Here is a 19,020-nt window from a genome sequence, read left to right as displayed (position 1 = left end):
CGGGGAACTTTTCCCCCGCGGAACCGATCCTGGCGGTTCGCGTCAGATTCAGGTTGAGAGCACGCTGACTTCCTGAAGTCCCCAAAACGTTTCCGGCCCCTTTGAGTTCTCGGGGAGGGATCGTTGGGGCGGCGCTGATCAAGCTGGTCGCGCCTCTTCGACGTTGCGCGCGCTCCAATGGCGCAAGATGACGGGAATGGTTAGAACCAGGCCGAGTAGGGACGAATAGAGTTCGGGCGCCACCAGAAGCAGGGCGGCCAAGACCAGCAACACGTTTTCCCATGGCCGGGTGCGCACGAGCAGGTAGCGCGAGAGGGCGGCCCCCAGGCAGGTGATGCCGAGCACGCAGCCAAAGAAAGCCAGGAAGAAGTTCGGCCAGGTGAAATCTTTCGTCACCAGCAGAAGCGACGGCGAGAAGACAAAGACAAAGGGCACCAGCGCCTTGCCGAGCCCGAGCCGAAAGGCAGTGTTGCCGGTCTTGAATGGATCAGCTCCCGCCATGCCGGCGGCAGCGTAGGCAGCCAGCGCAACCGGCGGCGTGATGTCAGCCAGCAGGCCATAATAGAAGACGAAGAAGTGGGCGACGATCGGCTCGGTGCCGAGCATCACCAGCGCCGGCGCGGCAATCGTCACCATGATGATGTAGTTCGCCGTCGTCGGGATGCCGCAACCCATCAGGATGCAGACCACGCCGGTCATGATCAGCGTGAACAAAAGGGTCAGCCCGTGCGTCGAGAAGATCGCCTCGGGGATAAAGGTGCCGAACAGCAGCGACAGATGGCCTGCCGTCGAAGTGACGATGTAGGACAGCTTGAAGCCGACGCCGGTCAGGGTGACGACGCCGACGACGATGCCGACCGTGGCGGCGGCAGCGCCGACGGCGAGCGCATACTTGGCGCCGTCGCGCAGGCACACCACGATGTCGGCGACAGACATGCGCCGGCGCGGGTTAAACAGGCCGACCAGGATGCACAGGGTAATGCCCCAGAAGGCAGCCATGTAAGGCGTATAACCCGCAAGAAGCACGCCGATCAGGACGACGAGAGGGATGATGGTCGGCCAGTCCCGTTTCAATGCCTCGACCACGTCGGGCATCTCGTCCGGCCGCAGGCCGCGCAAGCCGGTGCGCTTGGCCTCGAAATGCACCTGCATGAACACGCCGAAGAAGTGCATGAAGGCCGGCACTATCGCTGCCAGGATGATGGTCGTGTAGGGCAGTTCGAGGAACTCGATCATCAGGAAGGCGGCGGCTCCCATGATCGGCGGCGTCACCTGCCCGCCGGTGGAGGAAGCCGCCTCCACCGCGGCGGCGAAATGCTTCTTGTAGCCGAGCCGGATCATCGCCGGGATGGTAAGCGAGCCGACGGTGACGGTGTTGGCGACCGACGAGCCAGAGATCATGCCAAACAGGGCCGAGCCGAAGATCGATACCTTGGCCGGACCACCGGCGTAGCGGCCGGCGACCCATGCCGCGCAGTCGAGAAAGAGCTGGCCGAGACCGATGCGGGTGGCGAAGACGCCAAACAGGACGAAGTGGAAAACGTAGGTGGCGACGACGCCGAGCGCGATGCCGTAGATGCCTTGCGTCGTCAGGTAGAGGTGGTCGACGAGCTGGGAGACGGACGCGCCGGGATGCACCAGGATGCTCGGCATATAGGGGCCGAACAGCGCATAAGCCATGAAGAGGATGGCGATGATGGGCAGCGGGATGCCGACGGACCGGCGCGTCGCTTCCAGCAGGAGCAGAATGAGGGTCAGCCCGAGCACCACGTCCGTCGTCGTGGGGTTGCCGACGCGGAAGGCAAGATCGTCGAGCGGGATCATCGGCACGTGCAGGACCGCTATCACCGCGGCAAGCGCCAGCAGCCAGTCGAAAACCGGTATGCCGAGCGGCCGCAGAAAGCTGGATTGGGCGGGCTGGTCGTAGCCCTTCTTCACCAGAGGGAAGACGAGGAAGATCAGCGACAGCACCATCGACAGGTGGATGCCCCGGTGCAGCATCTCCTGCAGCAAGCCGAATCCAGCCGTGTAATAGTGAAACAGCGACAAGGCCACCAGGAGGAAGCCGACCAGCCAGCCGGCGGCCCGGGTCAGCGGCCGGAACCGGATCTCGGAGTCGAATTTCTCCTCCAGTTCGCGAGCCTTTTCCTCGTCGAACTCCATGCCGGAAAGCCTGATTTTGTCGTCGTCGCTCATAGTCGGTTCCGTATCCTGAATCCCCAGACAAACGAGGCGGAAAGCACGCCTTCCGCCTCGTTGTCGCCAGTCTGTTGATGGCCTCTTATTTCAGGGCGCCGACTTCCTTGTAGAATTTCTCCGCGCCCGGATGGAACGGAATGCCGGCGCTGGTGACCGCGTTCTGGAGCGTGATCAGCTTGCCCTTGGCATGACCAGCCTGCAGCGCCTTCTGGGTCTCGTCGCTGTAGAGCGACTTGACGATCTTGTAGATGAGGTCATCGGTCTGCTTGGCGCTGGTCACCCATTGCGCGGCGACCGAAATGGTCTTGGTCTCGCCGACATTCTTGTAGGTGCCCGCGGGCACGATGTCGGTCGAGAAGAACTTCTGTTCGGACAGGAGCTTGTCGGCCTCGGGGCCGGTGATCGGCACCAGCGTGATGTTCTTGGTGCTGGCAAGCTCGACGATGGCGCCGGTCGGATAGCCGCCGACGAAGAAATAGGCGTCCATGGCGCCGTCCTGCAGGCGCTCGCCGGCCGGGCCGGGCTTGAGATATTCGGGCTTTACGTCCTTCTCCGTTAGACCGTAGGCGCCGAGCACCAGGCGCGCATCAACGATGGTGCCGGAACCCGGCTCGTCGAGGGAGACGCGCTTGCCCTTCAGATCCGCCACAGTCTTGATGCCGGCGTCGGCGCGCGCGACCAGATGGATGGTTTCAGGATAGAGCGTCGCAATGAGGCGCAGATCCTCTACCTTGGGCTTGCCCTCGTAGAGGCCGGTGCCCGAATGCGCCCAGTAGGCGACATCGGATTGCGTGAAGCCCGATTCGGAAGCGCCCGACTGGATGGCGCTGATGTTGGCCACCGAACCGTTGGAGGACGTGGCGCTGGCAACCAGGCCCTCGACGCCGGCCGGCCCCGTCGCCGAGATCGCGTTGGCGATCAGCCCGCCCACCGGATAGTAGGTGCCGGACGTGCCGCCGGTGCCGATACGGAAAAAAGCCTGCTGCGCGCGCGCCGGCGAAAACCCTGCCGCGGCCAGCGCCAAAGTGCCCGCGCCGACGGAAAAGACGCGACGGTTGATCGAAACAGTCATACTACCTCCCGGTCAAAGATCGGCAGGATGTTGCATCAACCCAAGGATTGTCAACCTGCGCGCGCCTTTCGGGAGGGGATCTGTCGTCGCTGGCGGTGCCCCCTCCCTGTTGCCGTCATGGCGCATTTTGAGATCTAGCTTGTCGATTGAACGGCGGTAATCCGCTTGCTGACGCGGCGCTATCAACACATTCCGCGTGTTGTCAGCCGGCATCCGCAACTGGCGGTTAGCCGACCCTCCAATTTCTGGCGGCTTCCAAGGTGCCAGCCGTCTTTATTAACCATTTGTTAACCATTCGGCCGGCACCCTTTAACCATTGAGTAAGGATTCGCCAGCCGTGACCTTTGCCGCTCCCCTGGAGACCAAATCCATTCGCTTTCGCGCCCGTTCGTTCGTCGCTTTCACGCTGACGCCGGAGGCGCCGATCGGTGCTTGGCTGGAGGGGCTGGATCATTGGATCGGCAATTCGCCGGGCTATTTCTCAGGGCGGCCGGTGGTGCTCGATCTCAATGCGCTGAAGCCTGCGGCCGACGAGATCGCGGCGCTGGTCGCTTCGCTCGGCACGCGTGGCATCCGGGTCTATGCCATCGAGCTCGAAGGGGCCTCGCTCGGGCCCGAGCTGCCGCCGCTGCTGGCCGGCGCCAAGGAGGCCACTTCAGATGGCCTGCTGGCGCAGCCCGGCCGCAACGGCAAGGCAGGCCTGGCGGAAGAGGCCGGCAAGACGGAAGCGGTGTCTTCGGAACGCGGCAAGGAAACGGGCAAGCCCGACGAGGGCAGGGCCGAGGCTGGAAGGGTCAAGGCGGCCAAGGCGGCCAAGACAGAACAGCAAGCCGGCGCGGCGGAGCCGGCCCTGGCCGGAACGCTGATGGTCAAGTCGCCCCTTCGCTCGGGCCAGTCGATCTTTCATCCGCATGGCGATGTCATCGTGCTTGGATCGGTCGCTTCCGGTTCCGAGATCATTGCGGCGGGCTCGATCCATGTCTACGGCACGCTGCGCGGCCGCGCCATTGCGGGCTCGGAAGGCAATATTTCGGCGCGCATCTTCTGCCGCAGGAACGAGGCCGAGCTGCTCGCCATCGACGGCTGGTACACCACGGCGGAGGACATGGAAGGCGCCTCGCGCGGCAAGCCGGTGCAGGCCTTCCTCGAAGACGGCGTGCTGCGCGTCGTGCCGCTGAACTAGGGCGCCGGGATGAAAACGCCGAACCAGTTCTTGTCTTGTGCGACCGCGAACAGGACGCTCAGGTCCGCAAGGTTGGGACCGGTTTCGCGTGGGATGATGGCAGGTTCCAACAATAGCCGTGCGACGCACGGAGCAATAACAAACGACAACATCAGGCGACGGAGGCTTTTTTCATGGGCAAGGTAGTGGTGGTCACCTCAGGCAAGGGAGGTGTCGGCAAGACGACCTCGACGGCCGCATTGGGGGCCGCGGTCGCCAGGACCGGCAAGAAAGTGGCGCTGGTCGATTTCGACGTCGGCCTGCGCAATCTCGACCTGATCATGGGCGCCGAACGGCGCGTGGTGTTCGACCTCGTCAATGTCATCCAGGGCACGGCCAAGCTGTCGCAGGCGCTGATCCGCGACAAGCGCGTCGATACGCTGTTCCTGCTGCCGGCCTCGCAGACGCGCGACAAGGACGCGCTGACCGAAGAAGGCGTCGGCGAGGTGATCGAGAAGCTGCGCTCGGTGTTCGACTATGTGTTCTGCGACAGCCCGGCCGGCATCGAGCGCGGCGCGCAGCTCGCCATGCGCTTCGCCGACGAGGCGGTCATCGTCACCAATCCGGAAGTGTCGTCGGTGCGCGATTCCGACCGCATCATCGGCCTGCTCGACGCCCGCACCATGCGTGCCGAACAGGGCGAGCAAATCGCCAAGCACGTGCTGGTGACGCGTTACGATGCCGGCCGCGCGGCTCGCGGCGAGATGCTGTCCATCGACGACGTGCTGGAAATCCTGTCGGTGCCGCTGCTTGGCATCATCCCGGAGAGCCAGGATGTGCTCAGGGCCTCCAATCTCGGTTCGCCGGTGACGCTGAGCGATCCGCTGAACGCCGCCGCCAAGGCCTATATCGAAGCGGCGCGGCGGCTGGAAGGCGAAGACCTGCCGGTCGTGGTTCCCTTCGAGCGCAAGGGCTTCCTCGACAGGCTGCTCGGAAGGAGGGCGGCATGAACATTCTCGACCTCTTCAAGCGGCGCTCCAGCGCGCCCGTGGCGCGTGAGCGGCTGCAGGTGCTGCTCGCCTACGAACGGCGCAGCCGTGGCCAGCCCGATCTCGTCTCCGTGCTGCGCGAGGAGATCATGGCCGTCATCGCCAAGCACGTGCAGATCGACCAGGACTATCTGCAAATCTCGATGGACCGCGGCGAGACCATGTCGACGCTGGAAATCGACATCCAGATCCCCAACAAAAGCGCCGTGCCGCTGGCCATGGCGGGCTGACTTTTACCTCCCCTTGTGGGGAGGGTCGCTGCAAGCAGCGAGCGGAGTTGGCGCGGCGCTACAGGACGAGCATCCTCCAGCGCCAGCGCCCTCAGTCCTACCTTCCAACGAGGGAAGTAGGAGCCAGGATTTCCCGCATTCAGATTCCACCCAGAAATTGGGTGCGTCAATTCTGCAAAAAGACGGCCGCGGCACTGGTCGCCCGCCGCATCCCAACCCCAAATGTCCAACTTTACGCTCCCCCTAATGGGGGGCTTCCCCTGCGCAATCAGTGGATGTAAGCATACATATTAGCCAATTATTAAATACTGAATGGGGTATGCGTAAAGGGCATTCGTTATGAATTTCAAGGGTCTGATCAAGCGCGCCGAAGACGTAGATGATGCACTCCAGGAGCTGCAGGCCGATCTGGCGGACGCTCTGGATGCCAGCCTCGATACCGAATACGACGCGCCGCCAGACAGCGGCTATATCCCAGATTCCGCGCCAGGAGCCGAGGCCTCGGCACCCGAGGCCAATGCGGCAGATGCGGATGGTGCGGATAATCCGCACGGCGCGGGCAACGCCGACGCCACCGAAACCGCGCCACGACTGACGCCCCATACGCAGACCCGGATGGCGGCATTGAGTGCCTTCGAAGGGATGTTCCACGACGCCAGGAACTATATGGACGAGATCAACGGCAAATTGTCGGAGATCGCTACCTCACACCATTTGACGCGCGAGTTCCTCAACATCCTCCACACCGATATTCTTCGCGCCAACGAGCTGGAGCTCGCAAATGGCGACCTGATCGCGGAACAAAGAACGCTGTCGGAAAAGCTGCACGACACGGCAAGAAAGCTGCGCGAGCGTGAAAGCGCCTGCGAATTGCTGCAACAGCGCGAGACAAGCCTGGTCCAGGACAGGGAGGCGCTTCGCGCAGCGCTCGCAGCGGCCAGGCTGGAACTTGCCGAGACGGCCAATGCGAGCGCAAAACGCGACGCGGAGTTCGGCGACATCGCCAAGCGGCTGACGGCCAGGGCGGTCGAGGCCAACAGGCGCCTGCGCGAGAGCAAGATGCTGCGGGAAAAACATGTCAGCCTGTCGATCGAGCTCGACAAGGCGCTGAAGCGGGAAACCCAGACGCGCCACAGGCTCGACGAGCTCTCGACGATCCATGCCAGCGAAGCAGCGCGGCTTGCCGAACTGCTGACCGCGCTCGGCAAGAGCGAGAAGGAGGAGATGCGGCTCCAGAAGTCACTCGAGACCGCGCAGGCGAAGCTGTCGGAAATGACCGAAGCGGCCAGCATGATGGAAGGCGACAGGCAAGCTGAACTGGCCCGCAGCCAGACGGAAATGCGCGGATTGCGTTCCGAGATCCAGGACCTGCAATCACGGCTGGAGCGGGCCTCGCACGAGAACAGCGAGGCCACAGCCGAGATCGCCAGGCTCAAGGCCGACTTGAACGACACGCTGGCCGAAAAGAAAATCGCCGATCAAAGGTTGTCCTCGCTCACCGACGAGAACGAAAACGACAAGACGAGCCTTTCGAAAGCGAACGCCAATCTTTCGCAGCTTGCGCTGCAACAAGCATCGGAACAGATACAGCTGGATGTCCAGAGGCAGGAATGCGAGGACCTCAAAGCTGAAATCGCGTCGCTCAACGCGCGGATCAAGGAATTGCTGCCTTACGAGCGGCTTCACAAGGCCACCAACGGCAGATCGCGCGAGGCCGACGTGGTCGACATCGCCGCCGTTGTGGCGGAGAAAGCCCGTGGAACGGGCAGGCGGCGCATCCGCAGGAACCTCCGCGCCACGCCGTAGCTCATTTCGCCGGCATGGCCGCAGGTCCCGCTGCGGGGCAGCGTTCCGCGCCCGCTGCCTCAACGCGATCGCACGCCGCCGCCGCGGCGCAAATCGCTGAACTGAGGGAGCGGAAGGCCGTCCGTCAAGACGGCGCCAAGCCATCTGCTTGGCTGCGAAACGTCAGCCGCAGCAAGGTTCCGGTCCGGCCGAAGGTCCGCAACAGGCCTTGGCTTTCCTCTCTTCCTCCAGCCAGCGGTCACGCGGCTTGCAGCTTGCCGGCCGCGGCGAAAGCTCGACATGCACCGCATCACCGGCGAGCCGGGGAAGCGCGGCGCGGTAGAGCTGCATCGGGCGCACGCCGTCGCTGACTTCGAAAGTAAGCTTGGCGGAATGGTCGAGGCCGACATGCTCCGTCACCTTGCGGATGATCGCCGAGAATTTCCCGGCCGGCATATGCGTGCGGTCCTCCTCGACGTCCCAGAGCTGCACGAAGATCTCGGCCCAGGATTCCGGGTTTGCACCGCAGTCCAGCGCAGCGAACTGGCCGGCCTTCACCTCGGTGACGTGGTAACCAGGCCTCACCGGCCGGCCGTCGTAGAAGAACACCAGGCGCCGGTCCTCGTAGCCCGCCAGAAACTCCAGCAAGCCAGCGATGGTGATGTCGTCGGGATCAACGACGTCAGCGGGTTCAAATTCCCGATTGTCAGAAACGAGCATGTGCGGTAATCCTTGTTTCAACATTTTTAGGATTGTTGAAATATGGATGAACGTCAAGCCCTTTCCGCCTTTGCGGCTCTTTCGCAAGAAACGCGCCTGCGCATCCTGCGGCATCTGGTGATCGCCGGTCCGGACGGGATTGCCGCGGGCGCCATCGCCGAAAAAGTCGAGGTCTCGGCCTCGAATGTGAGCTTCCACCTGAAGGAGCTCGAGCGGGCAGGGCTGATCAGCGTGCGGCGCGATTCGCGCTCCATGGTCTACAGCGCCGAATATGACACGTTGAGCGGCCTCATCCGTTTCCTGATGGAGGATTGCTGCTCCGGCCGGCTGGAGATCCGCGCTTCGGCGTTGGCTCCAGACTGCTGCGCCGCCGATGTGAAGGGACCGGTTCAGTGATCGTCGCGCCGACAGCCCGGGCGATCGTCCCGACCGCGCCGCATCAGCAATCCGAAATCCAACCTCTTGCCGTCGAGGCCAAGCCATGACCGCTACGATCTACCACAATCCCGACTGCGGCACCTCGCGCAACACGCTTGCCATGATCCAGGCGAGCGGCGAGAAGCCTGACATCATCGAGTATCTGAAACATCCGCCCAGCCGGGACCGCTTGCGCCAGCTTGTCGCCGCCATGGGAATTCCGGCGCGCGCCCTGCTGCGCGAAAAGGGTACGCCCTATGCCGAACTCGGCCTGGGTGACGCCAAATGGACCGATGAACAGCTGATCGACGCCATGCTGAGGCATCCGATCCTGATCAACCGGCCGATCGTCGAGACGCCCAAGGGGACGCGGCTGTGCCGTCCGTCCGAGCTCGTGCTCGATCTGCTCGACCATCCGGTGGTCCGCTTCACCAAGGAAGATGGCGAGGTAGTGAACCATGACCGTGGTATCACGTGATCGAAGCCTTTCCGATCTCGAAGTCCCGGAGCGCTCGCCGCTGGCCGCCATTGCCGCCCTCGGCGTCACCCAGATCATCGGCTACGGCACGCTGTACTACAGTTTCAGCATTCTCGCCGCCGATATGGCCAGGGATCTGGGCTGGCCGACCGAATGGATTTTCGGCGCGCTCTCGGCGGCTCTGCTGGTTGGCGGGCTGACGGCGCCCTGGCTCGGAAACTGGATCGACCGCTTCGGCGCCGGCAAGATCATGACCGTCGGCTCGATCCTTGCCGCGGCTGCGCTCGCCGCCTGTGCCTACGCGCCGGCGGCCGGGGCCTTCGTGGCGGCGCTGATCGTGCTGGAAGTGGCATCGAACCTGGTCCAGTACGGCGCCGCTTTCGCGCTGCTTGTGCAGATAAGGCCGCGTGCAGCGCAACGCAGCATCACCTATCTCACCCTCATCGCCGGCTTCGCATCGACCGTGTTCTGGCCGATCACCTCGGCCCTGCACGCGCAGATGTCATGGCGAACCGTCTATCTCGTCTTCGCGGGGCTGAACCTGCTCGTCTGCCTGCCGCTGCACGCCTGGCTCTCGCACGGGCTGGCCAAGAGCAGGCGCTCGGCGACCGAGCCGCCACGGCATGTCCAGGGATCGCTTCCGGCCTCGGCGCGGCCGCTCGGCTTCGCGTTGATGGTCATCGCCTTCTCGCTGCAGAACCTGCTTGGCGCCGCTGTCCTGGTGCATATGGTGCCGCTGCTTTCCGGACTTGGCCTCGGGGCGACCGCCGCCATTGTCGGAACGCTGTTCGGGCCGTCACAAGTGTTGAGCCGCTTCATCAACATGATCTTCGGTATCAACCTGCCGCCATTGACGCTGGCCATCATCTCGGCCGGCCTGATGACGAGCGGGGTCGTCGTGCTGAACTGCACGGCGCCTTCCGTCGCAGGCGCGATGGTTTTCGCCGTCGTCTTCGGCATGGGCAACGGGCTTTTCAGCATCGTCATCGGCGCCCTGCCGCTGACATTGTTCGGCAGTGCGGACTATGGCCGTCTGCAGGGGCGCGTCACATCGGCCCGGCTGCTCGTTTCGGCCGTCGCGCCCTTTGCGCTGGCCTTTGCCATCGTCAATGTCGGCATTGCCTGGTCGCTGGGGGCCATGGCGTTTCTGGGCGGCACCGCGCTGTTGGTCCTGACAGCGATCACGAGACTGCCGAACGCGCGCAACGGCCGCGTCTGAGGGCGGCCGGCTCGTCCGGCCCTTTCTTGCCCCATCGAGATGCCGGTCCTGCCTCACGACGGACGGGCCGGTTCGCCCTATCTCCCATGACGCAGCGTTTGCCTGATGGCGCACGGAGGACGGGATCAAGTGACATCGACGCCGGTTGTCGGTCGCGAAGCGGCGCCTTTGCCCGTGATGGCGCTGTTGGGGGCCATGGTGTCGATCCAGATCGGCGCTACTTTCGCCAAGAGCCTGTTTCCGGTGATCGGCGCGCAGGGCACGACGACGCTGAGGCTGGTCGTCGGCGCGCTGATGCTGATCGCCGTGCTACGGCCCTGGCAGATGCGGCCTTCGCGCGCCACCATGCCGTGGCTGGTCGCTTATGGGGTAACGCTGTGCGCGCTCAACCTCCTGTTCTACGCCGCGCTCGCCACGATTCCGCTCGGCGTTGCGGTGGCGCTGGAGTTTTCGGGACCGCTGCTGGTGGCGACGCTGACCTCGCGGCGCGCCGGCGACTTTGCCTGGATCGCGTTGGCGGTCGCCGGCATCGTGCTGTTGTCGCCCTTCATCCGTTCGTTCCAGCCGCTCGATCCGACTGGGGTGATGCTGGCGCTGGCGGCCGGCGGTTTCTGGGCGCTCTACATCGTGCTGGCGCAGAAGGCGGGCGCGGAGCTCGGCACCCGCACCACCGCCTACGGCATGGCGATCGCCGCCGTGCTGGTGCTTCCTTTCGGCGTGGCGCAGGCGGGAGCTGGCCTTCTCGCGCCGTCGATCCTGGTCAGTGCCTTGCTCGTCGGCCTGTTCTCGAGCGCGCTGCCGTTCTTTCTGGAGATGGTGGCGCTGACCCGGATGCCGGCCCGCATCTACGGCACGCTGACCTGCCTGGAGCCAGGGCTCGGCGCGCTGGCCGGCTTCCTGTTCCTGCATGAGAGCCTGACCGCGCCGCAACTGGCCGGCATCGCCGCCGTCATCGTCGCGGCCGCCGGCACCGCACTGACGTCGAAGCCGCCGGTGCCGTCGCCGGAGTAGGGGCGGGTCAACGTACAGGTTCGTGCTGCAAAGCCGTTTCGTCACCGTCGTTCAGAACTTCACGCCCAGATCGACCTTCGCGCCCTGGTCGACCGTGCCACTGCCGAACTGGCCGGTATAGGACAGGCCGAGCGTCGCATTGGCCGACATGTTGAGATCGAGGCCGGCCTCGATCACCGCGGCATCCCGAGCGATCGGCACGCCGGCGATGGTGAATTGATCGCCGCCGGCGAAGGCGAAGGCGAAGGCGGAGGTCGGTGTGACATCGCCGAAGGCGTGACGCCAGCCGAGCATGCCGCGAGCGGTGGCATCGATGCCGCCAAGCGCGAAGTCGGTCGCGCCGCGAAGGCCGAGCGTGGTGAAGGTGGCGTCGGTTCTTGTGCTGGCGCTGGTCAACGCCGCGGCACCACCCGTTTCGGTGAAGCCGTCGGTGTGCACGCTGACATAGGCGAGGTTGGCGAAGGGCTCGAAATGGAAGCTGCTGCCGGCATCGGCCTTGTAAGCGAGTTCGCCGAACACCTGCGCGGTGCCGGCATCGTAGTCGGCCGACAGTTGATCGGCAAAGCCGTTGAAAGCAACCGAGCGCCTGGTCGAGATGCTGCTCCAGCTATAGGCCGCGCCGCTGCGGAAGGCGATGGCACCCCAGTTGGTGCCGCCATAGAGACCGAGATGATAGCTGTCACCCTTGCCTGATGAATTGCGGTCGTCGGCATCGAAGGAGGAATGGCCGTAGCCGCCGATGAGGCCGACACGCCAGCCGCCGACCAAAGTATCGGCGCCGGTCAGCAGGCCGCCGGTCGAGCGGTCGAAGGCGGCGGCATTGCCGTCGCTATCGGTATTGCTCCACGAACCGAACACCTGGCCCCAGACGGCGAAGCGGTCGGTATCGGCCGCCACCATTTCCGGTCCACCCTCGCCATAGGCCATGACCGGCAGCGCCGCAGCGCCGCCATCGCCAAAGGCAGCAGCAATGCGATTGCTGGCCACGTCGCGGACGAAGCGGCTGTCTTCAAGCAGCATGCCCTTGGCCGAGGCATGGATTTCCCCGGAAAGCTGGTCGAAGGCGTCCTGGGCGGCTGCTTCGCTCGGCAAAGCAAATATCGCATCGAACAGCGGATTACCGCTGCCAAGACTTTCGGCACCACCGCCGGTGGCGATCTGGTTGGGTGTCAGGCCGACCTCGGCGAAGGATTTTGCCTGCGTCGCGTCGAGATAGACATGCGTCGGGTCGTAACTCGCGAAAAGGCCGGTGAACGGGCCTAGGCCGCTGAGCGTGTAGGTGCCGGTGACGCCCATGTCTGCCTGCAGCACGGTGTAATGCGTGCCCGCCACGTAAGGTGCTGCGTCGGTCTTGATCACGTCGAGGACCGCACCGGCGGCGATCGTCGCCGTGCCCGTCGCGTGGATGAGATCGGACTGGCCGGTCGAGGTCAGCTCGACCTGGTAGATCGAGGCCGCCGCCTGGTCGAGATTGCCGGCGACGTGGAGCGTACCGATCGAATTACCGGGTGCGATGATGCCGCCCGACCGCGCCATGACACCGCCCACCGTGCCGTTGCCGCCCAGCGTGCCGCCGAAGATCGTCACCAGCGAGTTGGCCAGCGAACCGTTCACGGCCAGCCGCCCGCCATTCACATTGGTGGCGCCGGTGAAGCCGCTCGAATCGGCGGTAAGGTTCGTCGCGCCGGCGATCTGGTTGATCGTGCCTGCGCCACCGATCGCCGACGCGAAGGTATAGTTCGTATCGGTGTGGTTGAAGTTGATCGCGCCCGCGCCCGGTCCGAACTGGACGCTAGCCGCATTGAGCGTGCCCGCGGCGATCGCTGGCGATCCGCTCGCCGCACCGATGTTGAGCGTGCCGACGGAACCCGCCATGGCGGCGATGTTGACCACGCCGCCGCTCGACACCGCGCCGCCATTGGCAATCGTCAGCGTGCCTGTTCCACTAACGCCGACATCAAGATCTCCGCTGCTGGCCCATGTCGAGCCTGTGCCGCTGACGTTGGCCATGCCAATGGACCCGGCATAAAAGCCCAGATAGCCATCGGTGTTGGCGACCTTGCCACCGTTCGAGACGGTCAATGATCCCGTGCCACCCTGACCGACCTGAAGGAGGTTGCTGCTGGTCCAGCTTGAGCCTGCGCCGCTGACGATTGCCGTGCCCACCGCCCCGGCGTCAAAGCCCAGATAGCCAGCAGCGCTGGTGACGATACCTCCGTTTGAGATCGCCAGCGTGCCGGTGCCGTCTTCGCCGAGATAAAGGGAAGCATTATTGGCCCAAACCGAGCCGACGCCGTCGACTGTCACCGAGCCGATGGCGCCCGCGGCGGAGCCCACGGTGCTCACCAGGTTGACGACGCTGCCGCCGTTCGAGATCGTCAACTTGCCCGTGCCGGAATCGCCGATGCGCAGGTCCGAGAAATTGATCCAGTGCGAACCCGACCCATCAACGGTGGCGATGCCTGTGGAACCCCCAGCCTTGCCCAAATAGCCGGTCTGGTTGCTGGCGGTGCCGCCATTGGTGATCGCCAGCGTGCCCGTACCTTGGTCGCCGACGCTCAGGTTCGAACTGTTTGCCCAAATCGAGCCGGCACCGTCGACCGCTACCGTGCCGAGCGAACCCGCGGCGTAGCCAATCAAGCCCAAGCCATTGCTGACCATGCCGCCGTTCGAAACCGTCACCGTGCCCGTGCCAAAGCCTCCGACATAGAGGTCCCCGCTGTTCGTCCACTTCGATCCCGCGCCGTCAACCGCCGCCATGCCGGTCGAACCGGCAATGTAGCCGATATAGCCCCAGCCATTGCTGACCGTGCCGCTGTTCGAGATCGTCAGAGTACCCGTGCCGAAACCGCCTACGAACAGGTCCGAGCTGTTGTTCCAGGCCGCCCCCCCACCGTCGACCGTTACCGTGCCGGTCGAGCCCGACAATGTGCCCACATAGCCTGTGGTATCGCTGACCTTGCCGCCGTTCGAGATATTCAGCGTGCCGGTACCCTGATCGCCGACGAACAGGTTGGAACTGTTTGTCCAGGTCGATCCCGTGCCGTCGACCGTCACCGTGCCGGCGGAACCCGAATCGAAACCAACGAAGCCCAGGCCACTGCTGACCGCGCCGCCGTTGAGGATGTTCAGTTCGCCGGTGCCGGCGGAACCGACAACAAGAGCTACGCTGGCCCAGGTCGAGCCTATACCGTCGACCGTTGCCGTGCCGGTGGAGCCGGCAACGTTGGCTAAAATGCCGTTCTGATTGCTGACCGCGCCCTTGTTCGAGACCGCCAGCGTACCCGTGCCCTGATCGCCAACGATCAGGTCCGAGCTGTTGGTCCAGGTCGAGCCGGCGTTTTCGACGAACACAGTGCCGGTCGAATCTGCTTTCGCGCCAATGACCGCCGAGCTGTTCTTGACGACCCCGCCGTGGGAGATCGCCAGTGTTCCGGTACCGAAATCGCCCACAGCCAGGTTGGAGCTGTTGGTCCAGGTCGAGCCGGCGCCGTCGACGAACACGAAACCGGTCGAACCTACTTTCGCGCCGATATTCCCCGAGGCGTTGCTGACCACGCCGCCGCTCCCAACCAAGAGCGTGCCGCTGCCGCTATCGCCGACGAATAGATCCGAGCTGTTGGTCCAGGTCGAGCCGGAACCGGTGACCGTCGCGAAGCCGATAGAGTCCGTCAGCGCGCCGATCGTGCCGATGGCGCTGCTGACCGCGCCGCCGCCCAAGATTGTGAGCGCACCCTGGCCTTGGTCGCCGATGAACAGGTTGGAAGTGTTTGTCCAGGACGATCCGTTACCGTCGACCGCCACCGTGCCAGTGGAGCCCGCGGCATAGCCCGCATATCCCACCGAACTGGTGACTTTGCCGCCATTCGTTATCGTCAGCGTGCCGAAACCCCCGTTGCCGACCGCGAGCGCGGCGTTGGCCCAGGTGGAGCCAACGCCATCGACGGTTGCCGTGCCACTGGAACCCGCCAGGTTACCCAAAATGCCGCTCAGGTTGCTGACTTTGCCGCCGTTCGAAACCGTCAGCGTACCGGTGCCCTGATCGCCGATGAACAGGTGGGAAGCGTTGGTCCAGGTCGAGCCCGTGCCGTCGACGATGACCGTACCCGTGGAGTTTGAATTCTTGGCAATTGTGCCTACGCTGTCGGTCACCTTGCCGCCGGCGGAAACGATCATCGCGCCCGTGCCAATCTGTCCAACCGTCAGGTTCCCGCTGTTTGTCCATGTCGACCCCGTGCCGGAGACATTGACCGTGCCGTGAGAGCCGGCATTCGCGGCGACAACGGCGGTCACATCCGTCGCCGTTGCTCCGCTGAAGATGTCCAGAAATCCGGTGCCCTGATCGCCGACAGTTACCTGGGAAGCATTCGTCCAGGCCGAGCCTAGCCCCGTCACCAAAACGGTGCCGGAGGCCGAGAAACTCCCGCCAATATTGGCAAGATCATCCGACAACAGGCCGCCATTTGAAACCGTCACCGATCCGGTGCCGCCGAAACCGACATAGAGATTGCCCGCGCTGTTCCATTGCGACCCGGTGCCGTCGACCGTGGCCGTTCCAACGGAGCCGGAATTATAACCGACAAAACTACTGCCATCATTCATAACACCGCCGCTGGCAACGTTCAGCGTGCCGGTGCCGCCATATCCAAGGGCGAAACTAGCGAAAGTACTCCACGAGGAGCCGACGCCGGTGATCGTTGCCGATGCATTGGCGGTTGCCGAATATGCCAATGTACCGTCTTGGCTGGTCAGAGTGCCGGCATTCGAAATGGTCAGATCACCGGTCGAGGAAGAGCCATTTGCTATGGTGACACCGGCGGCAAAAGCATTTGCGCCGTTGATGACAGTCGGGTTGACGGCGCTTGTGTTGATAGTGACATTATCGGCCGCTGTCGGCACCGACGCTGGGGTCCAGTTTCCGGCCGTGAACCAGTTCGTGGAGGCAGCACCGGTCCAGATCTCGGCTGCCGCCGCGGTGAGCGGCTGACCAAGACCGACCAGCGCGGTCGAAGCCAGCAACAGATACTTCATCCCCGTCGCCTTGCGGCCTGCAAATGTGTTCTGCGGCATCCAAACCCCTGACATGATAGTCATTTCACCCTGAGGCTGACATGTCATTGGAGCTCGGGCTTGTCTTGGGCAGGGCCGCACTGGAATTGGACTGGAGCGAAAAGCCGAGCCTTTTGCGCGCACTGTGGCAGTTCTGCGCCACGATCGCGCAGGTGCCGCTCCACCGGCCTCTCAAAGAGAGAATCGGACGCCGCGCCAGGGCCGGCCACAGAAAATGCCGCAACCTATCTGGCGCTGGTCGGCGTATAGCCGAAACGGCGACGGAAGCAGCGATTGAAATACGATACATCGCTGAACCCGCTCGTCATCGCGATATCGCTGACCCGCATGTCGCTGTGTCTCTGAGAGAGCATCCTATGGGCGCTCTGCAACCGCAGTTCGAGAACGCGCTCGGAGAAGCTCACTCCGGTTTCCTGAAGGAGATCATGGACGTAGCGCGCCGACAGGCCGAGCTGTTGCGCGACACCTTGGGCGGAGATGCCAGGATCGGCAAAATCCTCGGCAATCGTTGCCAGGATCGCCTCCAGCCTGGCGGCGCGCAGGCCGCGAAGGCCGACCAATTCGGCAGCCCGGCCTTTCGCCCCGGTCACCAGGCCGATCAGGTCCACGATCGTGTCCGTCGCATGGGTTATGAGATCGGCCGAGGCGAGCGGGCTGCCGCTTTCAAGAAGCTCGCAATAGCGCTTGAGAAGATCGAGGGCTTCGTTGTCGGCGCCGATCTTCAATCCCAGCCGGTCGTCGATCTGCGGGAAGGCGCGCATGAGGACCGCGCGTGGGACCACCACATTGGTCCAGATATTGCTGTCGGCACCGGTCATTTTCAGCGCCTCCGAGGCCGTGACGAGGACCGCTTCTCCCCGACCGACGGCATATTCGCGGCCGACCTGCACGCCCGACAAGAGGGTGTCGGCCTTGTTGATCAACAGCAAATAGCCGTCATTGTCGTCCTCGGCGATGTTGCTCGCCTTCCTTGTCGCCTGCTTGATCGTTCCGGACATCTGACCGAGAACCAGTGAACCGACAGCCGTGGCTTCGATCGAGGCCTCGAAGGGCAGGTTTTCCGATATGCCGTATTCCACCGACCAGATTTCCGCGACGTGGATGTCCTGCCACAGGGAAAATCGCTCGCGTTCGCCAAGATGCGGCGGCAACTGAGCCGATGAAAACACCGTCTTTCGCGACAATGGAAAACCTCGATAAAGTATCCGCGCTTAAAAAATACCGATCGCCATACTTTCAATCGGCAGAATAACCGGCAACAGTGGCGGCTGGCGTCAAGCAATCGAGTTGAATCCTAATCGAGATCGGCCAGGAGTGGCGTCATCCAAAAGTATGACGCCACAAAATTCTCCGAGGCGAGATCGCAGTGTGTCTGGAGGCGTGGTGGAGAGGCTGAGCAGCGAAGTCCTTGGTTCCATTATCGGCGATATCTACGATTGCGTTTTGAACCCGGAAGGCTGGGCCGGGGTCATGACCCGGATCACGACGGCCATGGACGCGGCCTATACAACCATCGCGCTCGCCAGCACCGCCGACAATCATGGCCGCTTCGCCGCTCAATCGCCCTGGGATCCCGTGCAAATGCGCGTGCTCCAGGACTATGACTTTGATGCAATTCCCGGTCTGAAGACGGCGGTCATCGGCGACGTCGACACGCCCGTCGCGACGCTGTCGCTGATGAGCGAAGCCGAACTCGGGCAGACGGCATTTTTTCAGAATTGGGCCAAACCGCAGGGATTGCGCGAAGCCTGCATCACCAAATTCGTCCACACATCGGACCGGATCGGGCTCATGGGTTGCACCACATGGGCCGACAGGGGGATCATATCAGCCGAGGACCAACATTTCCTGGCGTTGCTCTCGCCGCATCTGCGCCGTGCTTCCCTGATCGGAGACCTGCTCGACCAGGCTCGCGTTACCGCCAGCCTTTACCGCCAGGCGCTCGACAATCTCGCAGTGCCTGTCGTGCTTGCCGGCGCCAACGGGGCCATCCTCCATGCCAATGGCGCTGCCGAACGGATGTTGTCGGCGCAAGGTCCGATTCTTTCCAGGAACGGCCTGCTCCAGGCGCAGAATCCGGCGGTCGCCCGCGCCCTGCTGGAAGCGATCGCCAGCGCCGCGAACGCAGATGCTTCGCTTGGCGCCCGGGGCATAGGACTGCCGGTCTCGGCCGCAGGCCGGCCGGCCGCTGTCGCCTATGTGCTGCCGCTGACCGAAGGAACCGCGCGCGCGGCTTTCCGGCCGGCATGCGCGGCTGTCTTCATATCGACCACGACGTCGGCTTCTCCTCTCCCGGAGGCCGTCCTGACCACGCTGTTCGACCTTACGCCCGCGGAGGCGCGGGTCCTGCTGCGGATCGGCAGCGGATTGTCGGCGTCGAAGAGCGCTTTGGCGCTCGGCATCGGCGAAAACACCTTGAAGACACACCTCAATCGTATCTTCGCCAAAACCGGGACGAGACGCCAAGCCGATCTTGTCAAGCTCGTCTCGGACATAGGCACGCCCCTGGCAGCGCATTCAGGCTGAAGGCGTAGTCCGCAGCGCGAGATCGGCTCACCGCCTCCAGAGCGGCTCCGGCGCGAAGCGCTCGCTCGCCGGGATCGCGCCT

Annotated in this window: 14 protein-coding genes; 9 read left to right on the top strand and 5 right to left on the bottom strand. The window is 63.9% G+C overall.

Annotation, left to right across the window (positions count from 1 at the left end; translation table 11 throughout):
* Positions 1–138: 138 nt before the first annotated feature.
* Entirely contained in the window at positions 139–2,196 is a 2,058-nt protein-coding gene (locus FJ428_RS05265; RefSeq protein ID WP_140879039.1) for a TRAP transporter permease, read from the bottom strand.
* A gap of 85 nt (positions 2,197–2,281) precedes the next feature.
* Complete coding sequence (locus FJ428_RS05260) at positions 2,282–3,271, bottom strand: TAXI family TRAP transporter solute-binding subunit (RefSeq protein WP_140516103.1); 990 nt, start codon at positions 3,269–3,271, stop codon at positions 2,282–2,284.
* Between the two features lie 337 nt (positions 3,272–3,608).
* Here FJ428_RS05260 and minC point away from each other — a divergent pair, with 337 nt between their 5' ends.
* The 4 genes from minC to FJ428_RS05240 all read left to right on the top strand — a co-directional run bounded on the left by minC (position 3,609) and on the right by FJ428_RS05240 (position 7,518).
* Positions 3,609–4,454, top strand: coding sequence for a septum site-determining protein MinC (gene minC, locus FJ428_RS05255; RefSeq protein ID WP_140500141.1), 846 nt, complete (start codon positions 3,609–3,611; stop codon positions 4,452–4,454).
* Positions 4,455–4,627: 173 nt separating this feature from the next.
* Positions 4,628–5,443: a septum site-determining protein MinD gene (gene minD, locus FJ428_RS05250; RefSeq protein ID WP_140500139.1), complete on the top strand. Its 816-nt coding sequence runs from the start codon at positions 4,628–4,630 to the stop codon at positions 5,441–5,443.
* The gene (minE, locus tag FJ428_RS05245; protein WP_140500137.1) at positions 5,440–5,712 is read left to right on the top strand and encodes a cell division topological specificity factor MinE; all 273 of its coding nucleotides are present in this window, start codon (positions 5,440–5,442) and stop codon (positions 5,710–5,712) included. The genes minD and minE overlap by 4 nt, the downstream gene beginning before the upstream one ends.
* Before the next feature lie 339 nt (positions 5,713–6,051).
* On the top strand, positions 6,052–7,518 hold the full coding sequence (locus FJ428_RS05240) for a hypothetical protein (protein ID WP_140879038.1): 1,467 nt from the start codon (positions 6,052–6,054) through the stop codon (positions 7,516–7,518).
* A 162-nt stretch (positions 7,519–7,680) separates the two neighbouring features.
* On the opposite strand, the gene FJ428_RS05235 is transcribed toward FJ428_RS05240, so the two are convergent.
* Entirely contained in the window at positions 7,681–8,217 is a 537-nt protein-coding gene (locus FJ428_RS05235; protein WP_140565315.1) for a DUF6428 family protein, read from the bottom strand.
* A gap of 42 nt (positions 8,218–8,259) precedes the next feature.
* On the opposite strand from FJ428_RS05235, the gene FJ428_RS05230 reads away from it, so the two are divergent.
* From FJ428_RS05230 to FJ428_RS05215, 4 genes are all read left to right on the top strand, one after another.
* A complete protein-coding gene (locus FJ428_RS05230; RefSeq protein WP_140663668.1) occupies positions 8,260–8,613 on the top strand; it encodes a metalloregulator ArsR/SmtB family transcription factor in 354 nt (117 codons plus the stop codon).
* An 85-nt stretch (positions 8,614–8,698) separates the two neighbouring features.
* The gene (gene arsC / locus FJ428_RS05225) at positions 8,699–9,112 is read left to right on the top strand and encodes an arsenate reductase (glutaredoxin) (RefSeq protein ID WP_140663670.1); all 414 of its coding nucleotides are present in this window, start codon (positions 8,699–8,701) and stop codon (positions 9,110–9,112) included.
* Positions 9,093–10,331 (top strand): arsenite efflux MFS transporter ArsK, encoded by a 1,239-nt coding sequence (gene arsK / locus FJ428_RS05220; RefSeq protein WP_140516093.1) that lies wholly within the window; start codon positions 9,093–9,095, stop codon positions 10,329–10,331. The genes arsC and arsK overlap by 20 nt, the downstream gene beginning before the upstream one ends.
* A gap of 129 nt (positions 10,332–10,460) precedes the next feature.
* A complete protein-coding gene (locus FJ428_RS05215; RefSeq protein WP_140516091.1) occupies positions 10,461–11,342 on the top strand; it encodes a DMT family transporter in 882 nt (293 codons plus the stop codon).
* A gap of 51 nt (positions 11,343–11,393) precedes the next feature.
* On the opposite strand, the gene FJ428_RS05210 is transcribed toward FJ428_RS05215, so the two are convergent.
* Both FJ428_RS05210 and FJ428_RS05205 read right to left on the bottom strand, forming a co-directional pair.
* On the bottom strand, positions 11,394–16,373 hold the full coding sequence (locus FJ428_RS05210; protein ID WP_181167218.1) for an autotransporter domain-containing protein: 4,980 nt from the start codon (positions 16,371–16,373) through the stop codon (positions 11,394–11,396).
* Between the two features lie 263 nt (positions 16,374–16,636).
* Complete coding sequence (locus FJ428_RS05205) at positions 16,637–17,596, bottom strand: AraC family transcriptional regulator (RefSeq protein ID WP_140516087.1); 960 nt, start codon at positions 17,594–17,596, stop codon at positions 16,637–16,639.
* Positions 17,597–17,795: 199 nt separating this feature from the next.
* On the opposite strand from FJ428_RS05205, the gene FJ428_RS05200 reads away from it, so the two are divergent.
* Positions 17,796–18,938: a helix-turn-helix transcriptional regulator gene (locus FJ428_RS05200; RefSeq protein WP_140879036.1), complete on the top strand. Its 1,143-nt coding sequence runs from the start codon at positions 17,796–17,798 to the stop codon at positions 18,936–18,938.
* Positions 18,939–19,020 lie beyond the last annotated feature (82 nt).

The sequence above is a fragment of the Mesorhizobium sp. B2-8-1 genome (assembly GCF_006440955.1).
In the GTDB taxonomy this organism is placed as follows: Bacteria; Pseudomonadota; Alphaproteobacteria; order Rhizobiales; family Rhizobiaceae; genus Mesorhizobium.
Note: the sequence above shows the minus strand (reverse complement) of the source record. Positions and strands in the feature narration are given on the sequence as shown.

Coding starts and splice junctions, on each gene's coding strand:
- minD (WP_140500139.1), top strand. CDS start 4,628: ATGGGCAAGGTAGTGGTGGTCACCTCAGGCAAGGGAGGTGTCGGCAAG.
- minE (WP_140500137.1), top strand. CDS start 5,440: ATGAACATTCTCGACCTCTTCAAGCGGCGCTCCAGCGCGCCCGTGGCG.
- FJ428_RS05265 (WP_140879039.1), bottom strand. CDS start 2,196: ATGAGCGACGACGACAAAATCAGGCTTTCCGGCATGGAGTTCGACGAG.
- FJ428_RS05235 (WP_140565315.1), bottom strand. CDS start 8,217: ATGCTCGTTTCTGACAATCGGGAATTTGAACCCGCTGACGTCGTTGAT.
- FJ428_RS05240 (WP_140879038.1), top strand. CDS start 6,052: ATGAATTTCAAGGGTCTGATCAAGCGCGCCGAAGACGTAGATGATGCA.
- arsC (WP_140663670.1), top strand. CDS start 8,699: ATGACCGCTACGATCTACCACAATCCCGACTGCGGCACCTCGCGCAAC.
- FJ428_RS05260 (WP_140516103.1), bottom strand. CDS start 3,271: ATGACTGTTTCGATCAACCGTCGCGTCTTTTCCGTCGGCGCGGGCACT.
- FJ428_RS05230 (WP_140663668.1), top strand. CDS start 8,260: ATGGATGAACGTCAAGCCCTTTCCGCCTTTGCGGCTCTTTCGCAAGAA.
- arsK (WP_140516093.1), top strand. CDS start 9,093: ATGACCGTGGTATCACGTGATCGAAGCCTTTCCGATCTCGAAGTCCCG.
- FJ428_RS05210 (WP_181167218.1), bottom strand. CDS start 16,373: ATGAAGTATCTGTTGCTGGCTTCGACCGCGCTGGTCGGTCTTGGTCAG.